General features: G+C 45.6%; 25 protein-coding genes. 7 read left to right on the top strand and 18 right to left on the bottom strand.

What is annotated here, in order from left to right:
* Positions 1 to 144: 144 nt before the first annotated feature.
* The 5 genes from ACO1D1_RS23745 to speE form a co-directional block, all read right to left on the bottom strand.
* Positions 145 to 324, bottom strand: coding sequence for an H-type small acid-soluble spore protein (locus ACO1D1_RS23745; protein WP_423337371.1), 180 nt, complete (start codon positions 322 to 324; stop codon positions 145 to 147).
* Between the two features lie 150 nt (positions 325 to 474).
* Complete coding sequence (argS, locus tag ACO1D1_RS23740; RefSeq protein WP_423337370.1) at positions 475 to 2,148, bottom strand: arginine--tRNA ligase; 1,674 nt, start codon at positions 2,146 to 2,148, stop codon at positions 475 to 477.
* The gene (locus ACO1D1_RS23735) at positions 2,145 to 2,531 is read right to left on the bottom strand and encodes a DUF1934 domain-containing protein (RefSeq protein ID WP_423337369.1); all 387 of its coding nucleotides are present in this window, start codon (positions 2,529 to 2,531) and stop codon (positions 2,145 to 2,147) included. The genes argS and ACO1D1_RS23735 overlap by 4 nt, the downstream gene beginning before the upstream one ends.
* A gap of 650 nt (positions 2,532 to 3,181) precedes the next feature.
* Positions 3,182 to 4,054 carry an agmatinase gene (gene speB, locus ACO1D1_RS23730; protein ID WP_423337390.1) on the bottom strand — a complete coding sequence of 291 codons (873 nt, stop codon included), beginning with the start codon at positions 4,052 to 4,054 and terminating at the stop codon, positions 3,182 to 3,184.
* A gap of 255 nt (positions 4,055 to 4,309) precedes the next feature.
* Complete coding sequence (gene speE / locus ACO1D1_RS23725) at positions 4,310 to 5,137, bottom strand: spermidine synthase (RefSeq protein ID WP_149872411.1); 828 nt, start codon at positions 5,135 to 5,137, stop codon at positions 4,310 to 4,312.
* 352 nt (positions 5,138 to 5,489) lie between these two features.
* Here speE and ACO1D1_RS23720 point away from each other — a divergent pair, with 352 nt between their 5' ends.
* The gene (locus tag ACO1D1_RS23720) at positions 5,490 to 7,559 is read left to right on the top strand and encodes a transglycosylase domain-containing protein (protein ID WP_423337389.1); all 2,070 of its coding nucleotides are present in this window, start codon (positions 5,490 to 5,492) and stop codon (positions 7,557 to 7,559) included.
* A gap of 188 nt (positions 7,560 to 7,747) precedes the next feature.
* Here ACO1D1_RS23720 and ACO1D1_RS23715 read toward each other — a convergent pair whose 3' ends face one another.
* A complete protein-coding gene (locus ACO1D1_RS23715; RefSeq protein WP_423337368.1) occupies positions 7,748 to 8,257 on the bottom strand; it encodes a YwhD family protein in 510 nt (169 codons plus the stop codon).
* A 98-nt stretch (positions 8,258 to 8,355) separates the two neighbouring features.
* Positions 8,356 to 9,006 carry a site-2 protease family protein gene (locus ACO1D1_RS23710; RefSeq protein WP_149872413.1) on the bottom strand — a complete coding sequence of 217 codons (651 nt, stop codon included), beginning with the start codon at positions 9,004 to 9,006 and terminating at the stop codon, positions 8,356 to 8,358.
* Positions 9,007 to 9,159: 153 nt separating this feature from the next.
* Here ACO1D1_RS23710 and ACO1D1_RS23705 point away from each other — a divergent pair, with 153 nt between their 5' ends.
* On the top strand, positions 9,160 to 9,345 hold the full coding sequence (locus ACO1D1_RS23705; RefSeq protein ID WP_149872414.1) for a 2-hydroxymuconate tautomerase: 186 nt from the start codon (positions 9,160 to 9,162) through the stop codon (positions 9,343 to 9,345).
* A gap of 88 nt (positions 9,346 to 9,433) precedes the next feature.
* Here ACO1D1_RS23705 and ACO1D1_RS23700 read toward each other — a convergent pair whose 3' ends face one another.
* The 5 genes from ACO1D1_RS23700 to ACO1D1_RS23680 all read right to left on the bottom strand — a co-directional run bounded on the left by ACO1D1_RS23700 (position 9,434) and on the right by ACO1D1_RS23680 (position 12,403).
* Entirely contained in the window at positions 9,434 to 9,658 is a 225-nt protein-coding gene (locus tag ACO1D1_RS23700; RefSeq protein ID WP_149872415.1) for a hypothetical protein, read from the bottom strand.
* Between the two features lie 137 nt (positions 9,659 to 9,795).
* Positions 9,796 to 10,299 (bottom strand): YwgA family protein, encoded by a 504-nt coding sequence (locus tag ACO1D1_RS23695; protein ID WP_423337367.1) that lies wholly within the window; start codon positions 10,297 to 10,299, stop codon positions 9,796 to 9,798.
* Positions 10,300 to 10,411: 112 nt separating this feature from the next.
* A complete protein-coding gene (locus tag ACO1D1_RS23690; RefSeq protein WP_423337366.1) occupies positions 10,412 to 11,710 on the bottom strand; it encodes an HD domain-containing protein in 1,299 nt (432 codons plus the stop codon).
* A 218-nt stretch (positions 11,711 to 11,928) separates the two neighbouring features.
* Complete coding sequence (locus ACO1D1_RS23685) at positions 11,929 to 12,150, bottom strand: DUF1450 domain-containing protein (protein ID WP_007087472.1); 222 nt, start codon at positions 12,148 to 12,150, stop codon at positions 11,929 to 11,931.
* A gap of 40 nt (positions 12,151 to 12,190) precedes the next feature.
* A complete protein-coding gene (locus ACO1D1_RS23680) occupies positions 12,191 to 12,403 on the bottom strand; it encodes a hypothetical protein (RefSeq protein WP_423337365.1) in 213 nt (70 codons plus the stop codon).
* An 82-nt stretch (positions 12,404 to 12,485) separates the two neighbouring features.
* On the opposite strand from ACO1D1_RS23680, the gene ACO1D1_RS23675 reads away from it, so the two are divergent.
* Complete coding sequence (locus ACO1D1_RS23675; RefSeq protein ID WP_423337364.1) at positions 12,486 to 13,250, top strand: RsfA family transcriptional regulator; 765 nt, start codon at positions 12,486 to 12,488, stop codon at positions 13,248 to 13,250.
* 148 nt (positions 13,251 to 13,398) lie between these two features.
* Here the strand turns inward: ACO1D1_RS23675 and ACO1D1_RS23670 are convergent, their stop codons facing one another.
* On the bottom strand, positions 13,399 to 14,229 hold the full coding sequence (locus ACO1D1_RS23670) for a lipoate--protein ligase family protein (protein ID WP_149872420.1): 831 nt from the start codon (positions 14,227 to 14,229) through the stop codon (positions 13,399 to 13,401).
* Positions 14,230 to 14,315: 86 nt separating this feature from the next.
* Complete coding sequence (gene pta / locus ACO1D1_RS23665) at positions 14,316 to 15,287, bottom strand: phosphate acetyltransferase (RefSeq protein WP_423337363.1); 972 nt, start codon at positions 15,285 to 15,287, stop codon at positions 14,316 to 14,318.
* A 250-nt stretch (positions 15,288 to 15,537) separates the two neighbouring features.
* On the opposite strand from pta, the gene hemQ reads away from it, so the two are divergent.
* Together hemQ and gerQ are read left to right on the top strand one after the other, a co-directional pair.
* On the top strand, positions 15,538 to 16,281 hold the full coding sequence (gene hemQ, locus ACO1D1_RS23660) for a hydrogen peroxide-dependent heme synthase (protein WP_423337362.1): 744 nt from the start codon (positions 15,538 to 15,540) through the stop codon (positions 16,279 to 16,281).
* A 284-nt stretch (positions 16,282 to 16,565) separates the two neighbouring features.
* The gene (gene gerQ, locus ACO1D1_RS23655; protein ID WP_423337361.1) at positions 16,566 to 17,036 is read left to right on the top strand and encodes a spore coat protein GerQ; all 471 of its coding nucleotides are present in this window, start codon (positions 16,566 to 16,568) and stop codon (positions 17,034 to 17,036) included.
* Positions 17,037 to 17,082: 46 nt separating this feature from the next.
* Here gerQ and ACO1D1_RS23650 read toward each other — a convergent pair whose 3' ends face one another.
* The 3 genes from ACO1D1_RS23650 to ACO1D1_RS23640 all read right to left on the bottom strand — a co-directional run bounded on the left by ACO1D1_RS23650 (position 17,083) and on the right by ACO1D1_RS23640 (position 18,866).
* Positions 17,083 to 17,454, bottom strand: a complete 372-nt coding sequence (locus ACO1D1_RS23650) for a DUF423 domain-containing protein (protein WP_423337360.1) — start codon at positions 17,452 to 17,454, stop codon at positions 17,083 to 17,085.
* Between the two features lie 45 nt (positions 17,455 to 17,499).
* Positions 17,500 to 17,850, bottom strand: coding sequence for a YwdI family protein (locus tag ACO1D1_RS23645; RefSeq protein WP_423337359.1), 351 nt, complete (start codon positions 17,848 to 17,850; stop codon positions 17,500 to 17,502).
* 80 nt (positions 17,851 to 17,930) lie between these two features.
* Positions 17,931 to 18,866 (bottom strand): substrate-binding domain-containing protein, encoded by a 936-nt coding sequence (locus tag ACO1D1_RS23640; RefSeq protein ID WP_423337358.1) that lies wholly within the window; start codon positions 18,864 to 18,866, stop codon positions 17,931 to 17,933.
* Positions 18,867 to 19,004: 138 nt separating this feature from the next.
* On the opposite strand from ACO1D1_RS23640, the gene modA reads away from it, so the two are divergent.
* Positions 19,005 to 19,811, top strand: a complete 807-nt coding sequence (modA, locus tag ACO1D1_RS23635) for a molybdate ABC transporter substrate-binding protein (protein ID WP_423337357.1) — start codon at positions 19,005 to 19,007, stop codon at positions 19,809 to 19,811.
* A gap of 9 nt (positions 19,812 to 19,820) precedes the next feature.
* On the top strand, positions 19,821 to 20,483 hold the full coding sequence (gene modB / locus ACO1D1_RS23630; protein WP_423337356.1) for a molybdate ABC transporter permease subunit: 663 nt from the start codon (positions 19,821 to 19,823) through the stop codon (positions 20,481 to 20,483).
* 56 nt (positions 20,484 to 20,539) lie between these two features.
* Here modB and ACO1D1_RS23625 read toward each other — a convergent pair whose 3' ends face one another.
* Positions 20,540 to 21,559 (bottom strand): MoeB/ThiF family adenylyltransferase, encoded by a 1,020-nt coding sequence (locus ACO1D1_RS23625; RefSeq protein WP_423337355.1) that lies wholly within the window; start codon positions 21,557 to 21,559, stop codon positions 20,540 to 20,542.
* Between the last annotated feature and the right edge of the window lie 15 nt (positions 21,560 to 21,574).

The following is a 21,574-nucleotide window of genomic DNA, read 5'->3' as shown; positions in this document are numbered from 1 at the left end:
GAATCGCTACGCTCTTCGTGTTTCCTTTATCTCAGTTGAAGCGCTCCACAAGGAAAGCTTCGGCAGCATAGGCATCGCACGAAGAAAAAGCGTTAGCTTTTTCAAGGAGGCCATACGCCGCTGACCAGGGCGCTTACGCTTTTCTTATTCTTCGATTAAGTTTAGTACGGGTACGTCGCGTTCGTTGTCGGGGTCAGTTCTGGAATAGATTCTCGCCATTTTTGTGGATTCATCGACGTGTTGTATGATCACAGGCATACCGTCATAGGTCACATTAATCATATCAGCGGAATCAGCTATTTCCTTTGCTCTTCCTACATTCATGCGTTCGGTTCACTCCTCACTCAAAAATCTATCTTTAATATTTGTATTTTTTTGGGAAATATTCGTTTCCAAGTGAGATTTCCGCTTATAAAAAATTTCCACAGCAAAAACCCCCTATCCATTGACAGGGGGTCTCACAGACATAAAATGTTACATTTTTTCCGGAGCAGAAACACCAATCAACGCCAATGCATTCTTTAACGTAATTTGTACGGTCTTCACTAATCCTAAGCGGGCCTTTGTCCGTTCCAGCTGCTCGAGATCAAGCACCTTTTCCGCATTATAAAAACTGTGGAAGGTTGAGGCCAACTCGAAGATATAGTTCGTTATCCGGTGAGGCACACGCTTCACTGCAGCCTCGCCAACTGCAGACGGGAATTCGCCCAATTTTTTCAACAAATCAATTTCTTTTTCAGATGATGCCACCAATGAAAAATTGGCATCAGCCGCAACCGTCACACCCTGCTCCACACCCGAGCGTAAAATACTGCAAATCCGGGCATGGGCATACTGCGCGTAATAAACCGGGTTTTCGTTTGATTCCGACACCGCTAAGTCCAAATCGAAGTCCATATGGGTATCCGAGCTGCGCATCGCAAAGAAATAACGCGTCGCATCGAGGCCGACCTCATCGACCAAATCCCGCATGGTGACAGCCTTTCCAGTCCGTTTACTCATCTTCATCTTCTCGCCATTTTTATAAAGGTGAACCAACTGAATAATTTCAACCTCAAGTGCCTCGCGGTCATAACCGAGCGATTGGATTGCCGCCTTCATCCTTGGGATATAGCCGTGGTGGTCAGCCCCCCAAATATTAATCAATTTTTCAAAACCGCGTGCAAGCTTGTCCTTGTGGTAGGCGATATCCGGTGTTAAATACGTGTAGGACCCATCCTGCTTAATCAGCACACGGTCCTTATCGTCGCCAAAATCAGTCGAACGCAGCCACGTCGCGCCGTCCTGCTCATACACATAGCCGCTTTCACGCAATGCTGCTAAGGCTTCGTCAATTTTTCCATTTTTATAAAGCGAGGTTTCCGAGTACCAGACATCAAAGCCGACGCGGAAATCCTCGAGATCCTTCTTCAACTTCGCCATCTCATATTTCAAGCCATAGTCGCGGAAAAATTCAAATCGCTCCTCGTCCGAAACGTTCACATACTTGTCTCCGTACTCCTTCGCCAGCGCCTTCCCGATGCCAATAATATCGGCCCCATGGTAGCCGTCCTCCGGCATTTCTTTTTCCATGCCCAGCGCTTGGAAATAACGCGCCTCAACGGACAGTGCCAAATTATTGATCTGATTGCCGGCATCATTAATGTAATATTCGCGGGAAACATCATAGCCCGCCTTCGCTAAAATATTGCACAGCGAATCGCCGACCGCCGCACCGCGCGCATGGCCAAGGTGCAGGTCACCCGTTGGATTGGCTGATACGAACTCCACCTGAATTTTCTGGCCGCCGCCAACGGTAGTTGAGCCGTACTGATCCCCAGCTTCGAGAATGGTCGGAATTAAGTCCGTTAGGTAGCTATTATTCATATAAAAATTAATGAACCCCGGGCCTGCCAATTCTATTTTTTCAATCGAAGCCTTTGAGCGGTCAAAATGAGCCACTAACTCATCTGCGATCATCCGCGGTGCCTTCTTCGCTACCCGTGCCAGCTGCATCGCCATATTCGTCGAGTAGTCGCCATGCGCCTTTTCCTTCGGCGTCTCTAAGATGACATCGGGAATCTGCTCTTCCGTTGCGAGCCCAGCCTTCAGCACCGCTGCCCGAATCTCTTCCTTTATTTTACTTTGAACCTGTTCCACTATATTCATTTTTTGTCCTCCTGAAAGCTAATTTCTAAATGGTATGTACCGGCGGGTGAGCCCTGCATCGTGAAGTCATAAAGAATATCGATCAGTCCCTCCGAATGCTCGATGCGTTTCGCCATTGTCAACGTTTCAAACGTGCCAAACGGCATCTCATAGCTGCCGCGCATCTTCTTATGTAACTGAAATGGCAGCCGCATTTTCACCGCGCCGCCCCGTAAAATCAGCGCCTCATCCTGCGCCACCTTCACAATTGTGCGGACAGTCCCTTCCTCATGGGCTTCCTCATACTGCAGGAATGACGCTTGATCCTTTTGATAGTATCGGCCAAACACCATCAATTCAAAAGTTTCTTCCTCATCTATCGTTGTCTTTACCTTAATTTTCACAGGTATTTCATGATTTGGCAAACGTAACTGCACTTCCTTTTTCTATTTTATCACGCGTTTAGCTCATGAAACGCTGTTGGTTTTACCTTTTGACCCCACTTTTTCGCCTTTCAGGTCAATGTAACAGCTTTTCATTTACCGTTCGACCCTACTTTTTCGCCTTTCGGTAAATGTAACGGCTTTTCATTTACCCTTTGACCCCACTTTTTCACTTTTCGGTCAATGTAACGGCTTTTCATTTACCGGTCGAACCCACTTTTTCGCCTTTCGGTCAATGTAACGGCTTTTCATTTCCCCTTTGACCCTACTTTTTCGCTTTTCGGTCAATGTAACGGCTTTTCATTTACCGGTCGACCCCACTTTTTCGCCTTTCGGTAAATGTAACGGCTTCTCATTTACCCTTTGACCCCACTTTTTCACTTTTCGGTCAATGTAACGGCTTTTCATTTACTTCTAATTCCTTTTCGTGCGTTACCGCATCACTTTTCCTATTATAAACATAGTTACAATGCAAATCAAAAGATGCCTGCCCCAAAAACGGGACAGGCACCAACCTCATTCATCCTCATGTGAACCTAGTGAAACCTCACCCAGAGCATAACAACAATTTCATGCTCGAAATACAACAAAGGGTGTCAGGCACCAATTTCCTATTTTACCCATCCTAGGATCATTTCACGTAGGAGTTTGCTTGCGGTATTGGCTGTTTGTTCGGATGGGTCGTAAATTGGTGCGACTTCGACGAGGTCGCCGCCGACTACGTTTACTTCGGAACCAGCAATCGCATGAATCGATGCTAGCAGCTCTTTCGAAGTGATTCCGCCGCAATCGACCGTCCCTGTTCCTGGTGCATGTGCCGGGTCTAGAACATCGATATCGATTGTGACATATACCGGGCGGCCGGCAAGTGTTGGCAGAATTTCCTTTAACGGCTCAAGCACTTCAAATTTGGAAATATGCATGCCATTTTCCTTTGCCCAGACAAATTCTTCCTTCATTCCAGAGCGAATTCCGAAGGAGTAAACATTTTCCGGACCAATATGCTCCGCAATTTTACGAATCGGGGTCGAGTGCGACAACGGCTCGCCTTCATAATTCTCACGCAAATCAGTATGCGCATCAAAGTGGATAATCGCTAAATCTGGATATTTTTTATAAACAGCCCGCATCACCGGCCATGAAACTAAGTGCTCGCCGCCCATACCAAGCGGAAACTTCCCCGCTGCAAGAATTTGATCAACAAATTCTTCAATTAAATCAAGGCTGCGCTGGGCATTCCCAAATGGCAGCGGAATATCGCCAGCGTCAAAATATTTAACCTCTTCTAGTTCGCGGTCGAGGTACGCACTGTACTCCTCAAGACCAATCGACACCTCGCGGATTCGGGCCGGACCGAAGCGTGACCCCGGGCGGTAGCTCACCGTCCAGTCCATCGGCATCCCGTATAATACAACCTGACTCTCTTCAAAATTCGGGTGGCTCTTAATAAACACATTCCCCGAATACGCCTCATCAAAACGCATCAAAGCATCCCACACTTTCTCACATGATTCGGTCACGTAGAACCTCTCTACGTGACCGTTTCCTCTGTTTTCTACTCGTTTCAGTCACCTAGAACCTCTCTACGTGACCGTTAACTCTGTTTCTCACTCGTTTCAGTCACGCAGAACCTCCCTACATGACCGTTAACTCTGTTTCCCACTCGTTTCAGTCACCTAGAACCTCCCTACATGACCGTTAACTCGGTTTTCCAGCTAATAAAGTTATATAGACTAGACTTACTTCACTAAATCGCCTACAAACTTCGGCAGGACAAACGCTGCTTTGTGAAGTTCTTTCGTATAATATTTTGTTTCAATTTCATGGAACCGATCTTCAGTTACCTCTAATGGATCGTATTTTTTCGAACCGATGGTGAAAGCCCAAAGGCCGCTTGGATAGGTTGGGATGTTGGCCACGTACAAGCGGGTGATTGGGAAAATTTCGCGGACATCGCGCTGTACGTTGCGGATTAAGTCCGCTTTAAACCAAGGGTTGTCAGACTGCGCAACGAAAATGCCATCTTCTTTCAACGCCTTCGAAATGCCTGCATAGAAGCCTTTTGTAAAAAGATTAACCGCTGGGCCAACCGGTTCAGTGGAATCAACCATAATCACATCATACTGATTGTCGCTTTCCGCAATATGCATAAAGCCATCGCCCACTTGAACGTCAACGCGCTCGTCCTCAAGCCAGCCGGCAATTTCCGGTAAAAATTTCTTTGAATACTCGATCACCTTGCCATCAATATCGACGAGGGTCGCTTTCTTCACACTTGGATGCTTTAACACCTCACGGATGACGCCGCCGTCACCGCCGCCGACAACAAGGACATTTTCAGGGTTTGGGTGCGTGAATAACGGTACATGGGCCACCATTTCATGGTAGACAAACTCATCCTTCACGGACGTCATCACCATATCATCAAGAAGCAGCATATTGCCCCATTCTTCTGTCTCGATCATATCTAGCTTTTGAAATTCTGTTTGCTCTGTATGTAAGGTTTTATTAACTTTCATTGTGATTCCAAAGTTTTCAGTTTGTTTTTCAGTAAACCAAATTGACATGTTCATCTTCCTTTCGTTTTTTAGTCAATTTTTCAGCTTCCGCATCGAGCGCATCTAGGCTTCGCGAGCATTCGCCGGCCATTTAATTTTATCGTACCCAACCTATTGAATTACAAACAGAAAAAAAAGTCTAGCAAAATTTTTTCATGACGTTTAAAAAGACTCTATTTTTTCAATACTATTACTATCTATTTTTTTAAAATCTGGAAAAGCTGGCTAGCTCCAGCGCCTAGACCCTCGAGGTCGCTTCGGTCCTGTCAATGAAGTCAAAGGACGACTTCATCGCCAGGACCGCAAACAGCTGTCGGGTCTGACCAAGGCGCTTCCGCTTTTCTAACGGGTGGTGAAGATGTTGGAAATCATGACTGATCAAGGGTTTCGGAAGACGGTTAAATATTTGCGCGCGATTATTATCATCAGTTTGATAGGCATGATTTGCATGCTCATTCTCCTCCTTGGCATCCTTGGCTATGCCAAAATTTTAGGGGCGCCGCCGCTTGCCGTTCCGCAATCGACGTTGTTTTTCGCAGACGATGGGACGTTGATTGGTGAGAGTCATAGCGGACAAAAGCGTTATTGGGTCGGACTTAAGGAGATTTCGCCGGATTTAGTGAACGCGACCGTTTCAATTGAGGATAAAAATTTTTTCGAGCATCATGGTTTTGATTATAAACGGATTGCCGGTGCTGTCCTGGCCGATATGAAAGCCTTTGCCAAGGTGCAGGGGGCCAGTACCATTACGCAGCAGTATGCACGGAATCTGTTTCTCGAGCACGACAAAACGTGGAAACGGAAGCTGACGGAGGCATTTTATACGATCCGCCTCGAGATGAACTATACCAAACAGGATATTCTCGAAGGTTATTTAAATACTATTTACTATGGTAACGGTGCCTATGGCGTTGAAGCAGCGAGCCAATATTATTATGGAAAAAAAGCAGCCGACTTAACCCTTGCCGAAGCTAGTATGCTGGCAGGCATTCCGAAGGGGCCTGGCATTTACTCACCGCTTGCGTCGATGGAAAAGGCCAAAACCCGCCAGTCGATTATTTTACAAACGATGGTGAAAAACGGCTATATCAGCAAAAAGGCTGCCCAAACCGCATCCCTTACGCCGCTCACCTTAACGGGCGTCCACACGACCCAAAAGGTGAAGGTCGCGCCGTATTTTCAGGATGCGGTAAAAAATGCCCTAAAAAACCAGCTGCATTTAGATGACCGCACGATTGCCCTCGGCGGTTTAAAGGTTTTTACAACTCTTAATAGAAAACAGCAGGAAGCCGCTGAAAATCAAGTCAACCGATTTGTCGCCAACTCTTCGGAAATTCAAATCGGCTTGGTTGCGATGGATCCAAAAAACGGCTATGTGCATGCCATGGTCGGCGGCCGGGACTATGAAAAAAGTCCATTTAACCGCGCTGTTCAAGCGATAAGGCAGCCGGGTTCGGCAATCAAACCGCTGTTGTATTACGCTGCACTTGAGCATGGCTTTACCCCGTCATCGACGATGCGCAGCGAGTTTACGACCTTCCATTTCGATAATGGTCAGGCTGACTATACGCCGCATAACTTTAACAATAAGTATGCCGACGGCGAGGTCACCCTTGCCCAGGCACTAGCTGTATCCGATAATATTTTCGCCGTCAAAACGCATTTATTTTTAGGGGAAGAGACGTTAATCGAGACAGCGAAGAAATTTGGCCTTTCCACAAAGATGGCCAAGGTGCCGTCGCTGGCACTCGGAACTTCCGGTGTACGGGTCATTGAAATGGCGGGTGCCTACAGCCTCTTGGCCAACGGCGGAAAACGGGTCAACCCGATCTTGATTACAAAAGTAGAAGACTATAATGGAAATGTTATTTTTGAACGAAAAGATCTGACGGAAAAAGTGCTGGACCCGGCCAAGGCGTTTGTCCTTACGCAAATGCTGACGGGGGTTTTCGATTCCAAACTAAACGGCTATGCCAAGGTGACCGGGAGCACGGTGATCAAGGACATTACCCGTCCATACGCTGGTAAATCGGGCTCAACGGAAACGGACAGCTGGATGATCGGCTACTCGCCGCAGCTCGTGACGGCGGTCTGGGCCGGATATGATATGGGAAAACCGCTGGAAGTAACGGTGGAAAAAACGTACGCGAAGAATGTCTGGGCTAACTTTATGGAAGAAGCATTAGAAGGGAAGCCGGTAAAGGCGTTTAAACCACCGAAAGACGGCGTCGTCGGCGTTTATGTGAACCCGGTAAACGGCAAACTGGCCACAAAGGACTGTCCTGTCCGCCGCTTCACTTATTTCGTCGCCGGCACAGAGCCTGCTGAATATTGCACCGATCACTTACACCATTCGGATAAAGCTCCGGCGAAAAAGCACGAGGAGAAAAAAGTACCTTGGTATAAGAAGATTATGCCGTGGGGTCATTAAAATGGAAAAGCTCCGGATCGCTCCGGAGCTTTTCCTGTCCTAGTTTTACAGTGTTTTCACACTGATTATAATACTACCTATTTTTGAAAAAAACTACAAGCGATTCCCCGTTTTATTTTTTTAAAAAAATTTTACCCTACGTAGATAGTGGAATCTCTTCTTGTCTTTCCCGCCCGGAAGATTGGCAGTTATTCCGAAAGTAATCCCTTTTTCAATTCTTCCGTGGCATTGTTCCATAATGCTTCATTATGCCCGCGCAAGAAAGCGGCTAATACCTTTTTCGATGGCGCATCCATTTCATCGACCATAATATGTCGCTTGAGTGACTTATCCATGCGGTTGACGTGCTCCGGCAGCGATTTGTAGCCGCGGCGGATTTCGCGGTCGACCGTCATATAACATGCTGTCACACCGGCATAATACGGGCCTTCCGGATTGCGGTCAATCGTTACCCACACGAGCCAGTATGGTTTCCCGTTCGGCACCTCTTCTTTATTTTTCAAAAATTTAATTCCTTTTTCGACGACGCTGCGGGCATGCATCGCCCCGACATCGATTTCAGCTTCTCCGGCTTCGACGTCAATAATGACCGGTGAGACATTATCCAGGCTGAGCGCGCCCTTGCCAAAGCCCTTGTGGCCGTCAGTCGGATCACTTTTTATGATATTAAAACCGAGTTTTTTCTTTTTCTCTTCCATTGGTGGTGCAGGCCTCCTTCTAGAAAAACGTAGTGTTCGCAATGTATTTTTGCGTGATGGGAAAGTATAAATTTAGACTTTGAACATGATCCAGTCCGTTAAAAAAATAAGCGGTTGGTGAAGTGCCCAAGCGTGTCCCATACCCAGGGAATGACGGCTTGGAAAATAGGCTGAATCGTGAACCGGTCTAATGGTGTGATTACTAAAATAAGAAATATTAAGATACCGTATTGTTCATATTGCGTCATTTTCGCCCGGAGATGATTCGGTGCCAAGTCTTCGAGAATCCGATAACCGTCAAGCGGCGGGAGCGGCAGCAGGTTGAAAACAAATAAGACAATGTTAAGACCGATAAAAATATTGAGAAAATCATAAAAATTCTCTGATGCATTCAGTCCGAAACGGGCTAATCCAATAGCAACGCAGAAGCCGATGAAGGCCAACACGAGATTGCTCAGCGGCCCTGCGACGGTGACAAGAATCCCTGCCAGGCGCGGTTTTTTAAAAAAGAAGCGATTAACCGGTACTGGACGGGCCCAGCCAAAGCCGGCGATTAGAATTAAGAGTGTTCCAAACGGATCCAGATGCTTGAGTGGATTTAACGTCAGCCGCCCCTGGTTTTTCGCTGTCATGTCACCGAATTTATAGGCTACGTAGGCATGGGCTAATTCGTGAAATGTAAAAGCGAAGATCAGCGTGATGACTACATAAGGAATCTCCCTGAACGAATAGGCTAGAAATTGTTCCAAACGCGTTTCTCCTTCCATGGAAATACCATGTTCTTTTTCCTATTAGTATACATGAAACTCGTTTGAAAAAGGAAATTTATGAGGCGACAGTAGTTGCACTTTTTCGATAATTGTGGAACACTACTATCAGTTACGTAAAAAGGAGGAATATCCATGCCATATGTTACAGTAAAAATGCTTGAGGGACGCACAGATGAACAAAAGCGGGCGCTAGCGGAGAAAGTCACCGAAGCGGTCAGCGAAACAACAGGCGCACCAAAAGAAAACATCACCGTCTTCATCGAAGAAATGAGCAAAAACCACTACGCCGTTGCCGGCGTCCGTTTCAGCGACAAGTAATATAGTTAAGTTGTTCAAGTAATTAAGGGTGTAAGAAACCATGTGAAAAATTCACATGGTGCCTGACACCCTTTTTACGTTTTCCATGTTAGAATCTGATTTCATCTTTAGGCTGGTTAAGTGCGATCTTTTCCAGTTCTAGTTTCATTTTTTCAGTTTCGATCAAATAGTTTTGGTGTTTTAGTTTTTCGAGCTCCAATTCATCTTTTATCATTTCTGCCTTCATTTTTGTTTGCTTTTGGAAATGACTCGTTAAAATGGCGATAATCGGAATTCCAAATATCATAATGACAGATATTACTGGAACGATCATGGCGAAAACCTCCCTTACCTTCATTATAGACAAATCATAGCAAATTTTCATAAAAATGGATATTAATTCACTAAAAATTCCACAATTGAAAAACCGCCTGGGTCTTCTTACCTTCCCAAGCGGCTAATGAATTATAATTATTGAATTTTCGCTTTCAGGTTTTCGATATACTGGTAGGCCTCGTCAATTTCTGCTTCCGTATAGCGCTGGCTGCTTTTTAACGTAAATACTTTGTTTGTCACTTCCTCCTTAGGAAGATTATCAAAATATAAAACCGTCGAAACCAGTTCGAGGAATCTAGCATTTTGCTCATTCATATCAGTCAAGCAATCAGTCAAAAAGGGCATATCTACTTCGTTCAAGCTGAGAAACTCTTTGCCGGAGTCTGTCAGCGTGTATCTATATTGAAAATATCCACCCTTTTTTTCCTTCACTTCATTCAGAAATCCCATATTGCACAGCTCTTCCACCCGTGTCGTCAATTCCTCCGAATACGGCCCGTAAAAATGAAACTGGAACCGGTCGTGAAAGGGAAACTCAATCTTCTTCGCAATATATATCATCTTTTGCAGCTTCTTCCTCCCGGTAATCTCACCGGAAACCAGAATCGCCTGCATCAGCTTCGCATGATCTTTTAACAACGCTCGTCATCTCCTACTCCATTGCATTCGGTGTCAGGCACCATTTACAATATTTACACCATTCACAGGTTACAAAGGGTGTCAGGCACCAATACTGCTATTTTCACCCGATTTATATCTCTAAAAGGGCACGTATTTGTTGTTTTATTTCTTTTTCGGTTGATTCATCTGCGAGAAAATCAGCCGGATAGTAGAGTTTATGGTCGGTTCTTCTTTTTCCCGATATTGCATCGACAATTTCTGACTCACGTGAGAGCTCACGCAGTTCCCCATTCTTCATTAACAAATGAATCGGCAGCCGTTCCTCTTCCTCGCCTGGACGGTAAAAGTCATATGGCAAATCCGACGATGAATCAACCACCAAATAATAGTCAGGATCGATTCCGGCTTTTTCAAATAACGCCGTCAATTCCGCCAGTTTCTTGTATTCCTTCGCAGGATCAAACTCTGCGTACTTAAAGAGATTCCGATTGACAAAACGCCGGCACAGATCGCTTAAAACGGGATCCGCCTCTTCCTGCCAGCTTTGAAAATAGTATAAAATAACGGATTCATCCAATTTTAAGTAGTCTTCTAATGTCACTTTCTCATGAAACAGCGACGTAAAGTGAATGGGCTCATATTTAAACTGATAGTTTTCTTTGAATAACTGCTTCGCTCGGTGAAGAATCTTGCTCAATATCACCTCAGCACTGCGTGAGACAGGATGAAAGTAGACCTGCCAATACATCTGGTAGCGGCTCATAATATAATCTTCCACCGCATGCATCCCGCTCTTTTTGATAACGACCTGGTCTTCCCGGGGCCGCATCACCCGTAAAATCCGCTCCATATCAAATTGTCCGTAGCTGACGCCGGTAAAATAAGCATCTCGCTGCAAATAATCCATCCTGTCAGCGTCTATTTGGCTGGAAATCAAGCTGACAACTAACTTCTTCGCTGATGTCTTGGCAATGACTTCGGCAACTTGCGAAGGAAAATCAGGGCTCACCCTTAAGAGGATTTTATTTACTTCGGTATCACCTAAAATAATCGCGCGGGTTAAGTCTTCGTGGTCAAAATCAAATACCTTTTCAAAAGAATGGGAAAACGGGCCGTGCCCAAGATCGTGAAGAAGTGCTGCGCAAAGCGTCAGCAGGCGTTCATCATTATTCCACTCCGGCCTTCCCGCAAACACATCATCGATGATCCGGCGGACAATTTCATATACGCCGAGCGAATGATTGAAACGGCTGTGCTCAGCACCATGAAAGGTTAAAAAGGTTGTCCCAAGCTGCTTGATACGGCGCAGACGCTGAAACTCTTTTGTTCCGATTAAATCCCAAATCGCCCGGTCCCGGACATGGACATAGCGGTGGACAGGATCTTTAAACACTTTTTCTTCATTCAACTTTTCCGCCGAATAATGCATGGACTTCCCTCTTCCTTATATTTGCTACTATTATATCCCAATATCACCCATTTTTCAGCAAAATTCCACAGGAGTTTTCGACAATTTGGGTGCCTGACACCCTTTGCATTATCCATAGGTTAGAAACGGTGTCAGGCACCACTTTCCAAAATGCACCATTTTCCTAAAATGAAATTCCTTAAAATAAAAATCACCTAAGTTATCGACGACTGAGGTGATTATTTGATCTTTTTATTTACTTTCTCCATTAATTCCTCTTCCGTTAAGGCGGCGACTGGGCGGTTGTTAACGAAGGCGAAGGTCTTTTTCCGGCCGGGTCCGCAATAGGACTGGCAGCCGATTTTGATTTCGGCATCCGGATCGATTTCTTTCAAACGAGGGATTAATGTCTTTAAATTCACGGCCTGACAATCATCGCAAACGCGAAATTCATTGGACATTATCTACAACCCTTTCTACGGTCAATCTACTATATATACATTATTTTACCCAACAAGCTTCGAGATAAGCTATGGGAAAATCGACAATTTTAGCTAATCGATAACATTTTAACTCCATAGGTATTTTACAGTTTCTTTTTTCCCATTGCAAGGTGCAATCTTTAGCAACACTTGCCAGCCGGCCAAATCTTTTAGTTAAAAAATCTACTATCCTTTTAATCATTTTGGTATAAAGCTTGAAAAACTTGTCCATCCTATGACTAGAGCTTTTACAAAAATCGCCAGAAATATGACTGGCAACGTTAAAGGTATATTATTTTAGGGAGTTGAACCATATGAAAGTACGTCAAGACGCATGGACAGATGAGAATGATCTGCTATTGGCTGAAACGGTGCTTCGCCATGTGAGAGAAGGCAGTACACAGCTGAATGCCTTTGAAGAGGTAGGGGACAAGCTGAACCGAACCTCTGCCGCCTGTGGATTCCGATGGAACGCCGTCGTCCGCCACACCTATGAAAAAGCATTACAATTAGCCAAAAAGCAGCGTAAACAAAGACAAAGAGTGTTAGGGAAGGATCAAGGCGGCAAGAAAAAGCTGCTTTACAATCCTCCAGTCACGGCTTCGGAGGAGTTCGAGTCAATGCCGGAGCTGCAGGTTGACATGCCGCTAGAAACTACGATGGACATGCCTGATTTGTCAGTTGAGGCAGCTCAAGAAACCTATGTGAAGCCGGCAGCCCGGGCCCAAAGCCAGCCGCAAAGCCCAACATACAGAGCTACAGCCGCCAGCGGACTAACCCTTGATGCTGTTATCTCTTACTTACAAAACTTTCATCATTCCAATCTGCAAAATGAAGCATTAAAAAGTGAGAATGAAAGATTGAAGCGGGAGATGGCAGAGTTACGAAAGCAAAATGAGGAAATGTCAGCAAAGATTTCCGGGCTCGAGGAGAATTCCGAAACAATTCAAGAAGATTACGAGACCCTTATGAAAATTATGAACCGCGCCCGCAAGCTTGTACTATTTGAAGAAGAAGAAAGACCTGCTACAAAATTCAAAATGGACCGCAACGGGAACCTTGAAAAGGTAGCGGAGTAATTTCCTAAAGGGCATTGGGAGAAGAGACAGGAGCAGCATCTGACTATAGAAAGGCCGCGGACCAAGTAAAAGGTCCGCGGCCTTTTTAGCTAATAAGGAAAGGGCTACATGTCTGAATGCCTGTAGCTCGCCAATCGGTGAGTTTTCTTTAGCGGCCGGCAATCGTTTCATTCCGGTCAATCACCCGTTGATAATATCCGGGAAATAATCCAAGCTCGTATTCGTTCAGCTGCCCCGCATACAAAAACTCACTATGTGCCTTTAACTGATTTAACAAACGCAGCATGACATCGCCGACGGAAAAAGGTGTCCCGAGCAATTCTGACAGCGAGGCCATCACCTCCGGAACAATGTCCGGGAAGGCAAATTTCGTTTCTTCGCCCTGTTTGGCCCGCTCGTAAAAATGCTTCACAAGTTCGGCCCGTTTCGCACCGCTGCCATTCACACAGAGATAGATCTGGACAGCGACTCCTTTTTTCAGACGGCGCTGCGAGATGCCGGCAAACTTTTTGCCGCCGATGCTCAGATCGTAACTTCCCGGGCAATAAGAGCCCACAATTTCCCGTGCCTCGATTTGCTGCGGGAAATCGGCAAACATCTGTTGGATCAGTTCCCACATAACATCATAGCCGCGGTTGATATCGATTCCTTTTTCAGCCTCGGGGAAAATTAACGAGATATTTAGGACGCCTTCATCAAGGACAACCGCCAACCCGCCGGAATTTCGGACAATCACCTGATACCCCTCTTGCTTTAAAAATTGAATACCTTCCTGCAAAAATGGCAATCTCGTATCCTGGATGCCGAGGACCACCGTATTGTGATGCACCCATGTCCGCGCTGTCGCCGGCGCTTCGCCTGCTCCGACTGCGGCACATAACGTATCATCGGTGCCAAATGATTGTGTTGCCTGAAAATGAATGCCGACAGCAGACTGGTCAATGATCCGCCACTGTGACTGGCGCAGTAAACCTTCCATCTTGAAAACCCCTTAACATTAATACATCCATTTTATCATAAAAAAAGAGCCAGCCCTACACGACGGACCAGCCCCAAAATTTCAAATTATAACCCTTGAGCCGCCGTAATTAACGCGAGCTTGTACACATCTTCTTCATTACAGCCGCGGGATAGATCGTTCACCGGTGCATTCAACCCTTGTAAAATCGGGCCGACTGCTTCAAAACCGCCTAAACGCTGTGCAATTTTATAGCCAATGTTGCCTGCTTCAAGGCTAGGGAAGATAAACACGTTCGCATCCCCTTGCAGGACAGAACCTGGTGCCTTACTTTTGGCCACAGATGGCACAAACGCGGCGTCAAATTGGAATTCCCCGTCTAACACAAGTGAAGCATCGCGGCGTTTCGCCTCAGCCACAGCCTCAACAATTCGTTCTGTCTCAGGAGATTTCGCCGAACCCTTTGTTGAAAAGCTCAGCATCGCAATCCGCGGCTCGATATCAAACATTTCCGCTGTTTTCGCGCTTTCAATCGCAATCTCCGCTAAATCATTGCTATCCGGAGCAATGTTAATCGCACAATCGGCGAACACATATTTTTCATCCTCACGAACCATGATGAACACGCCAGACGTCTTCTTTACGCCTGCTTTTGTTTTAATAATTTGCAGTGCCGGACGAACCGTATCTGCCGTCGAATGCGCAGCACCGCTCACTAAGCCGTGTGCTTTTTTCAAGTAAACGAGCATCGTGCCAAAATAGTTTTCATCAAGCAGGATTTTGCGGGCATCCTCTTCGGTTGCCTTCCCTTTGCGGCGCTCGACAAATGCGGCGACCAACTCATCCATGCCTGCATAGGCTGCCGGATCATAGATTTCTGCAGATTCTAAAGAAACGCCAAGCTCTGCCGCTTTTGCCTGCACCTGTTCGATATTGCCAATCAAAATCGGCGTGATTAATTTTTCCGCAGCCAAACGGCCTGCTGCACGGACAATTCGCTCATCCAACCCTTCTGGAAAAACAATTCTCAAATCACGTCCGGAAACTTTCTGCTTTAAACCTTCAAATAAATCACTCACATTAAATTCCTCCCTTAAAAAAGAACATCTTCTTCTAGCATACTTTACCAAGGTGAAATTTCAAGCAATGTCCATCACAGACAGCGGTTTCAGTAAGATGTTTTTTTTTTCAAAAAATTACACTCATACTTTTACTATTTACCCTTTTTTGCAAAAATATCCACTTCCCCGCTTTCAAGTGTTTAGAAAGGCGTCCCTTGGTCAAACTATGATATAGTTATGGATGAATGACTATCTAGGAGTGATTATAATGAGTGAAGCAGCACAAACGCTTGATGGCTGGTATTGCCTGCATGATTTCCGTACCGTTGATTGGACTATATGGAAAATGCTTTCTAGCGACGAACGCCAAACCGCCATCCACGAGTTTTTAAGTCTCGTTGAAAAATGGAACCAAACGGGAGAACGCAAAGAAGGCAGCCATGCCTTATATACAATTGTTGGGCAAAAGGCTGATTTTATGATGATGATCCTTCGTCCAACAATGGAAGAGTTAAATGAAATTGAAACCGAATTCAACAAAACAAAGCTTGCAGAATACACCATTCCTGCGCATTCTTATGTGTCAGTGGTAGAACTTAGCAACTACCTGCCAGCGGGTGAGGACCCCTATCAAAATCCGCAAATTCTGGCTCGCCTATACCCGGCACTGCCTAAAGCAAAGCATGTCTGCTTTTATCCAATGGACAAGCGCCGCCAGGGGAATGATAACTGGTACATGCTGCCGATGGAAGAGCGCCGCAGCATGATGCGCAGCCACGGAATGATCGGCCGTACATATGCAGGTAAAGTCAAGCAAATTATCACCGGCTCCGTCGGCTTTGATGATTACGAATGGGGCGTTACCCTGTTCGCAGACGATGTACTTCAATTTAAAAAGCTGATTTATGAAATGCGCTTTGATGAAGTGAGTGCGCGCTACGGCGAATTTGGCGCCTTCTTTGTCGGCAATCTATTAGAAGAAGAACGGGTAGCAAAATTTCTTCACGTATAAATCCTTTTAAAAAGCTCTCATTATGGGAGCTTTTTTTGCTTCCTAAAACTATCTGATCCAAGTCATATTTCCCCTTCGATACTCATACTATTTAAACAGCGAGTCTCAAATTTGCTCCAATTGTCTTAATGAAGAAGAGGTGAGAAAAACCTTCTTAAACTGTAACCAATCTGGGTGCAATGGAGTATGAATAGAAAGTTGGGCCAGTCGTCAATCCCCTGTAAGCAAGGGTGGCACTGCACTGTCAGAAAGTTTTCATTCACTTATTTTTAGGAGGGAAAAAGATGAGCCAATACTACAATCCTCAAGGATTTCAGCCTTATACCGGGGCAGCCGGACAACAGGGGGCACAGCCGGTCACTGGCGGAGGGCAAGGATTTATGCCAACTCAAGGTTTTCAGCAATTTCCGCCAGCCGGAGCCGGAACACCACCACGGCCGCCAGTAAGCGGAGGGCAAGTACCAGGCATGCTGCCAATTGAGCAGTCATACATCGAAAACATTTTGCGTTTGAACAAAGGAAAATTAGTAAGCGTATTTGCCACTTTTGAAGGCAACAGCCAGTGGAATGCCAAGGAATTTAAAGGCATCATTGAAGCAGCAGGTAGAGACCATGTGATCCTCAGCGACCCGCAGGCTGGCACCCGGTTCCTCATCCCGATGGTGGCTGTCGACTACATTACCTTTGCCGAGGAAATCGAATATGAATATCCGTTGGGAAGCGGTCCGTCACTAGGAACCTACCCGCCAAGGTAAATAAATATGCGCGGGGCCCCCAAATATGGAGGCCCCGCTTATTTTATTAAAAGTTTTTCACTGCACCAACAATCATGAGAATCCACGCGGCTAAGAAGCAAACGCCGCCAATCGGAGTAATCGCGCCTAAGACGCCAACCTTTGTCAGGCTTAACAAGTACAAGCTGCCGCTGAATAAAATGATTCCGACGAACATTAACCATCCGGACCAGCTAAAAACAGAGCTTGCTCCGACTTTCCCGAGGAGCAGACCGATGATTAAAATCCCGGTTGCATGGAACATTTGATAGGTAACGCCTGTTTTCCAAATCTCTAAGTAATGGGCGTCAAGCCGGTCTTTTAATCCGTGTGCACCGAAGGCCCCAAGCGCTACGGCTAAAAAGGCGTTGATGGCCCCCACAATAATAAATGCTTTCATTTACTTCCCCTCCATTTTTCATGCTTTCGGCGCCAAACCCTTCGTTTAAAAATCAAATAACGAATCGCCGTTTGCCTCGTCCATCTCTATTTTTTTCGTCTGCGGCATCGATGCCGGCTGCTGAAAAACTGGTTGATTCAGCGCCGATGGTTGAAATGCCTGGTGGTTCACTGCCGGCTGCTGACTAACGGTGTTTGTCATAACAGGTACCGGCTTAGCCACGGTCCGCTCGGCTTTTTCATCTAAAATCAATTCGCATAATATTTTAATAGAGTACACTTTTTCCCGCAAGCTTTCTTGCTTGCCGCTGCTCTTCGCCAGCTGCAATTCTTTTTCAATTTTTGCTAATAATGTTTGGACAGATATAGTCACTTCGACATTCCCTCTCTTTTTCAAGCATGATCCATTACAGGATTTCGACAATCTTCTTCATGTTCCACGTGAAACAAGTCAAAATTTGTAAATTACTCAATCACTTAAAAGGTTTCTGCGATAATCGCTCCTGTCTGTGATTGATCATAATCGCCCAATGAGCTAATTTCTGTTTGGAATAATGCAGAGGATAAAATCTCCTTCACAATCCGGATGAGTGCCTCATTTTCAGGGGTCTTGACCATCACGAGGTCATACCGTTCCGTCATTAATGGAATAAAGTCAACGCCCACCATTTTAGCTGCTTTTTCATTTCCGATTCCGATATCTGCCTTGCCGGTAGAAACCGCAGAGGCCACACTTAAATGATTGGTTTCTTCCCGATTATACCCGATAATCGACTGCGGCGATATGTGATGAATTCTCAGCTGTTCATCAAGAAGAATCCTTGCCCCGGATCCCTTTTCACGATTGATGATGTTCAGATCCGGCCGCTTTAAATCTGTCCAGGAAGTGATGTTTAGCGGGTTTCCTTTTTGAACATAAAATCCTGCCTTTCTGGAAACGAGATTGAGCAATATGTATGGATACCCTGTTAGAATCCTTTTTACATAAGGAAGATTATATTCTCCGGTATCGCCGTCAAACATATGAAGGCTCACGATGTCACAGTCACCATTATATAAAGAAATAAGGCTGTTTAAACTGCCTGAATACGACCTGAGCGTCTTATAGGGAGGGCATTTTTCAATATGCTTGCCTAAGATGTCGAGGACGATATCTTGACCGCTGATGACAATATTATGGGATTCCCGTTTGTCCACCCTTTGCGCATCGGCAGCCGGAACAATTGCTGCCTGCATCTGCGGCGACTTTTGCCCTTTTATATATCGGTCCAAATCCTCCGCGTCCATCCTCATCTGTCTTCCCACCCGAAATACGGGCAGTTCCCCTTTTTTGATTAAATCATATATTGTAAGCTTCGACACTTTTAACAGCTGTGAAACCTCTTCAATCGTATAGGAAATCTCCTTTGACATGATTATCCCTCCTCATCCTATTGTATCTCATTCATTTTTAAAAAGCATTTGTCGAAATATCTGTGATTTTCTTCATACCACAACTAGTTATAATTAGTTATAATTATTTATATCTAATTATAAGGAGTGGAATTGACTTTGAAAAAAGGGTATCAAATATTTTTAACCATGCTTTTGTTTTTACTAGTTTTATCGGGGTGCGCCGCGAAGGAAGAGAGTAAAGAACCAGTAAAGGAAAAACAACCTGCTCCAGAAGAAAACGTAGAATTAACCATTTCAGCCGCAGCAAGTTTGCAAGACGCATTAAATGAAATTACAACAAACTTCAACAAAGACCATAGTAATGTGAAAATAAATTATAACTTTGGCGCTTCTGGAGCATTGCAGCAGCAAATTTCACAGGGAGCCCCTGTCGATCTGTTTTTTTCAGCTGCAGAAGACAAATTTGATAAATTGGTGACTGATGGCGTAATTGAAGAGAAAAATGGCAAAGATCTGGTTCGCAATGAACTCGTCCTTGTCGTACCAAAGGATTCCGCTAAAGGCATCAAAACGTTCGAGGATATCCCAAAAGCGGACAAGCTTTCGATTGGTACCCCTGAATCTGTTCCTGCTGGTGCCTATGGCAAAGAAGTAATGGAAAAGCTGAATCTTTGGAGTTCGGCGGAAGGAAAAATTGTTTATGCGAAGGATGTACGCCAAGTACTTACATATGTAGAAACCGGAAATGTTGATGCCGGAATGGTGTATAAAACTGATGCCTTAACGTCTGATAAGGTCGAGATTGCAGCAACGGCTGATGAAAACCTGCATACTCCCATTGTTTACCCGGTCGGAATCATCAAGGCAAGTAGCCATCCGAAGCAAGCCGTGATATTCTATCAATATCTACAATCAGATGAAGCGATGAAGGTGTTTGAAAAATACGGATTTAAAGGGATGTAAAAAGCTATCATGACAGACCAGTTTTGGGATCCTGTCAAACTATCGCTGGAGATTGCGGTTGTTTCAGGATGTATTGTGTTGATTTTGGGATTAATTATTGGGAAATGGATGGCGAGAGCACGCTTCAAAGGAAAAGCGGTGGTGGAAACCATTTTCCTCTTGCCGTTAGTCCTTCCCCCAACGGTCGTCGGCTTTTTGCTGCTAGTAGTCTTTGGCAAGCAGAGTCCTGTCGGCCGGTGGATTGAATGGCTCTTCCATCAGCCCGTCATTTTCACCTGGTGGGCGGCGGTAATTGCCGCATTAATTGTCGCCTTCCCTCTAATGTATCAATCCGTTAAGACTGGATTTGAAGGTGTCGATCGGGATGTCGAGGATGCGGCCCGAGTTGACGGAGCGAATCGTTTTCAGCTATTTCTATTCGTTTCTATCCCGCTTGCAGGGAAGGCAATTATTTCAGGCGGAATTTTAAGCTTTGCCCGCGCCTTAGGGGAATTTGGCGCGACACTGATGTTTGCCGGCAATATCCCCGGTAAGACGCAGACCATCCCTACAGCCATCTATGTCGCCATTGATTCAGGAAACATGGAACTGGCCTGGCTATGGGTCTTGTGCATGATCGGCATTTCTTTTCTTATGCTTGTCTGTGTTCAGTTTTCGAAGGGAAAAAGCTAATAAAGAAACCCGTACCGGCCGTGGTACGGGCTTCTTTTTTATAACCGGCATTCTATTCATCCCAATATCCGCTGATAGAGCGATTTAGCGTGGGTTAAATCCTTTGTCCCATGGATGAGGGCACGGCCCTCTTTAAAAATAACCATCCGTTCTTCTCCGATTTCTACCGACAATAAATATGGGTTCCCTTTCACAGCATATCCCAGCCCACTAAGCTGGCTCGCAAGCTGCTCCAGCGAGATCTGCCCTGGGGTAGATGGGCGGATTTGCACCGTATCGCGGCCGCAAAGCACGGTCGTCTTTGTCATATTCTCATGATCTAAATACGGATATGTCCGTTCCTCACCGCATGATAAGCACCCGGCAAATTTCGCCTTTGACATTTTCAGACTTGTATATTGATTTCGCCACACATCGAAGCTGACGAACGAGGTGCGGACCGCCTCCCAATCCTCAACAAGCATTTTTAGTGCCTCCGCTGTTTGGTGAGCAATCACCATTTGCACAGCAGGCGATATTATTCCGCCGGTATCACAGGTCATTCCTTGGAGCGGGATTGTCCGTAATAGGCAATTTAAGCAAGGGGTTTTCCCGGGGATGATGGAAAAACTCATCCCAAAGCTGCCGACGCAAGCACCGTAAATCCAAGGAATCTTGTATTTTTGTGAAATATCATTCATCATCATCCTGGTTTCAAAATTGTCAGTCGCATCCAGCATCAAATCGACACCGGCCGCAAGCTCTTCCATCATCTCAGGCGTTGCATCGCCTATGATTGCCCGAATCTCGACATCAGCATTAATCGCCCGCAAGCGTTTCTTTGCTGCCGCGGCCTTCGGAAGCTTTTCGGCAACGTCCTCTTCCGTGTAAAGCTGCTGGCGCTGCAGATTACTGGCCTCTACATAATCGCGATCAACGATGGTAATTTTGCCAACACCTGCGCGCGTTAGAATTTCGGAACTTCCTGAGCCGAGGGCACCCGCCCCAATGATAAGGACGTGCTTTTCCCTCATTTTCGCTTGCCCCTCTTTGCCGATTCCCGGAAAAAGAACTTGCCTTGAATATCGTTCATTCATATATTTTTGACCCCT

This window comes from Neobacillus sp. 19 (assembly GCF_049463095.1).
GTDB lineage: Bacteria > Bacillota > Bacilli > Bacillales > Cytobacillaceae > Neobacillus.
Note: the sequence above shows the minus strand (reverse complement) of the source record. Positions and strands in the feature narration are given on the sequence as shown.

Coding starts and splice junctions, on each gene's coding strand:
- ACO1D1_RS23745 (WP_423337371.1), bottom strand. CDS start 324: ATGAATGTAGGAAGAGCAAAGGAAATAGCTGATTCCGCTGATATGATT.
- argS (WP_423337370.1), bottom strand. CDS start 2,148: ATGAATATAGTGGAACAGGTTCAAAGTAAAATAAAGGAAGAGATTCGG.
- speB (WP_423337390.1), bottom strand. CDS start 4,054: ATGCGTTTTGATGAGGCGTATTCGGGGAATGTGTTTATTAAGAGCCAC.
- speE (WP_149872411.1), bottom strand. CDS start 5,137: ATGTCAATTTGGTTTACTGAAAAACAAACTGAAAACTTTGGAATCACA.
- ACO1D1_RS23715 (WP_423337368.1), bottom strand. CDS start 8,257: ATGGAAGAGAAAAAGAAAAAACTCGGTTTTAATATCATAAAAAGTGAT.
- ACO1D1_RS23705 (WP_149872414.1), top strand. CDS start 9,160: ATGCCATATGTTACAGTAAAAATGCTTGAGGGACGCACAGATGAACAA.
- ACO1D1_RS23700 (WP_149872415.1), bottom strand. CDS start 9,658: ATGATCGTTCCAGTAATATCTGTCATTATGATATTTGGAATTCCGATT.
- ACO1D1_RS23690 (WP_423337366.1), bottom strand. CDS start 11,710: ATGCATTATTCGGCGGAAAAGTTGAATGAAGAAAAAGTGTTTAAAGAT.
- ACO1D1_RS23685 (WP_007087472.1), bottom strand. CDS start 12,150: ATGTCCAATGAATTTCGCGTTTGCGATGATTGTCAGGCCGTGAATTTA.
- ACO1D1_RS23680 (WP_423337365.1), bottom strand. CDS start 12,403: ATGGACAAGTTTTTCAAGCTTTATACCAAAATGATTAAAAGGATAGTA.
- ACO1D1_RS23675 (WP_423337364.1), top strand. CDS start 12,486: ATGAAAGTACGTCAAGACGCATGGACAGATGAGAATGATCTGCTATTG.
- ACO1D1_RS23670 (WP_149872420.1), bottom strand. CDS start 14,229: ATGGAAGGTTTACTGCGCCAGTCACAGTGGCGGATCATTGACCAGTCT.
- hemQ (WP_423337362.1), top strand. CDS start 15,538: ATGAGTGAAGCAGCACAAACGCTTGATGGCTGGTATTGCCTGCATGAT.
- gerQ (WP_423337361.1), top strand. CDS start 16,566: ATGAGCCAATACTACAATCCTCAAGGATTTCAGCCTTATACCGGGGCA.
- ACO1D1_RS23650 (WP_423337360.1), bottom strand. CDS start 17,454: ATGAAAGCATTTATTATTGTGGGGGCCATCAACGCCTTTTTAGCCGTA.
- ACO1D1_RS23640 (WP_423337358.1), bottom strand. CDS start 18,866: ATGTCAAAGGAGATTTCCTATACGATTGAAGAGGTTTCACAGCTGTTA.
- modB (WP_423337356.1), top strand. CDS start 19,821: ATGACAGACCAGTTTTGGGATCCTGTCAAACTATCGCTGGAGATTGCG.
- ACO1D1_RS23625 (WP_423337355.1), bottom strand. CDS start 21,559: ATGAATGAACGATATTCAAGGCAAGTTCTTTTTCCGGGAATCGGCAAA.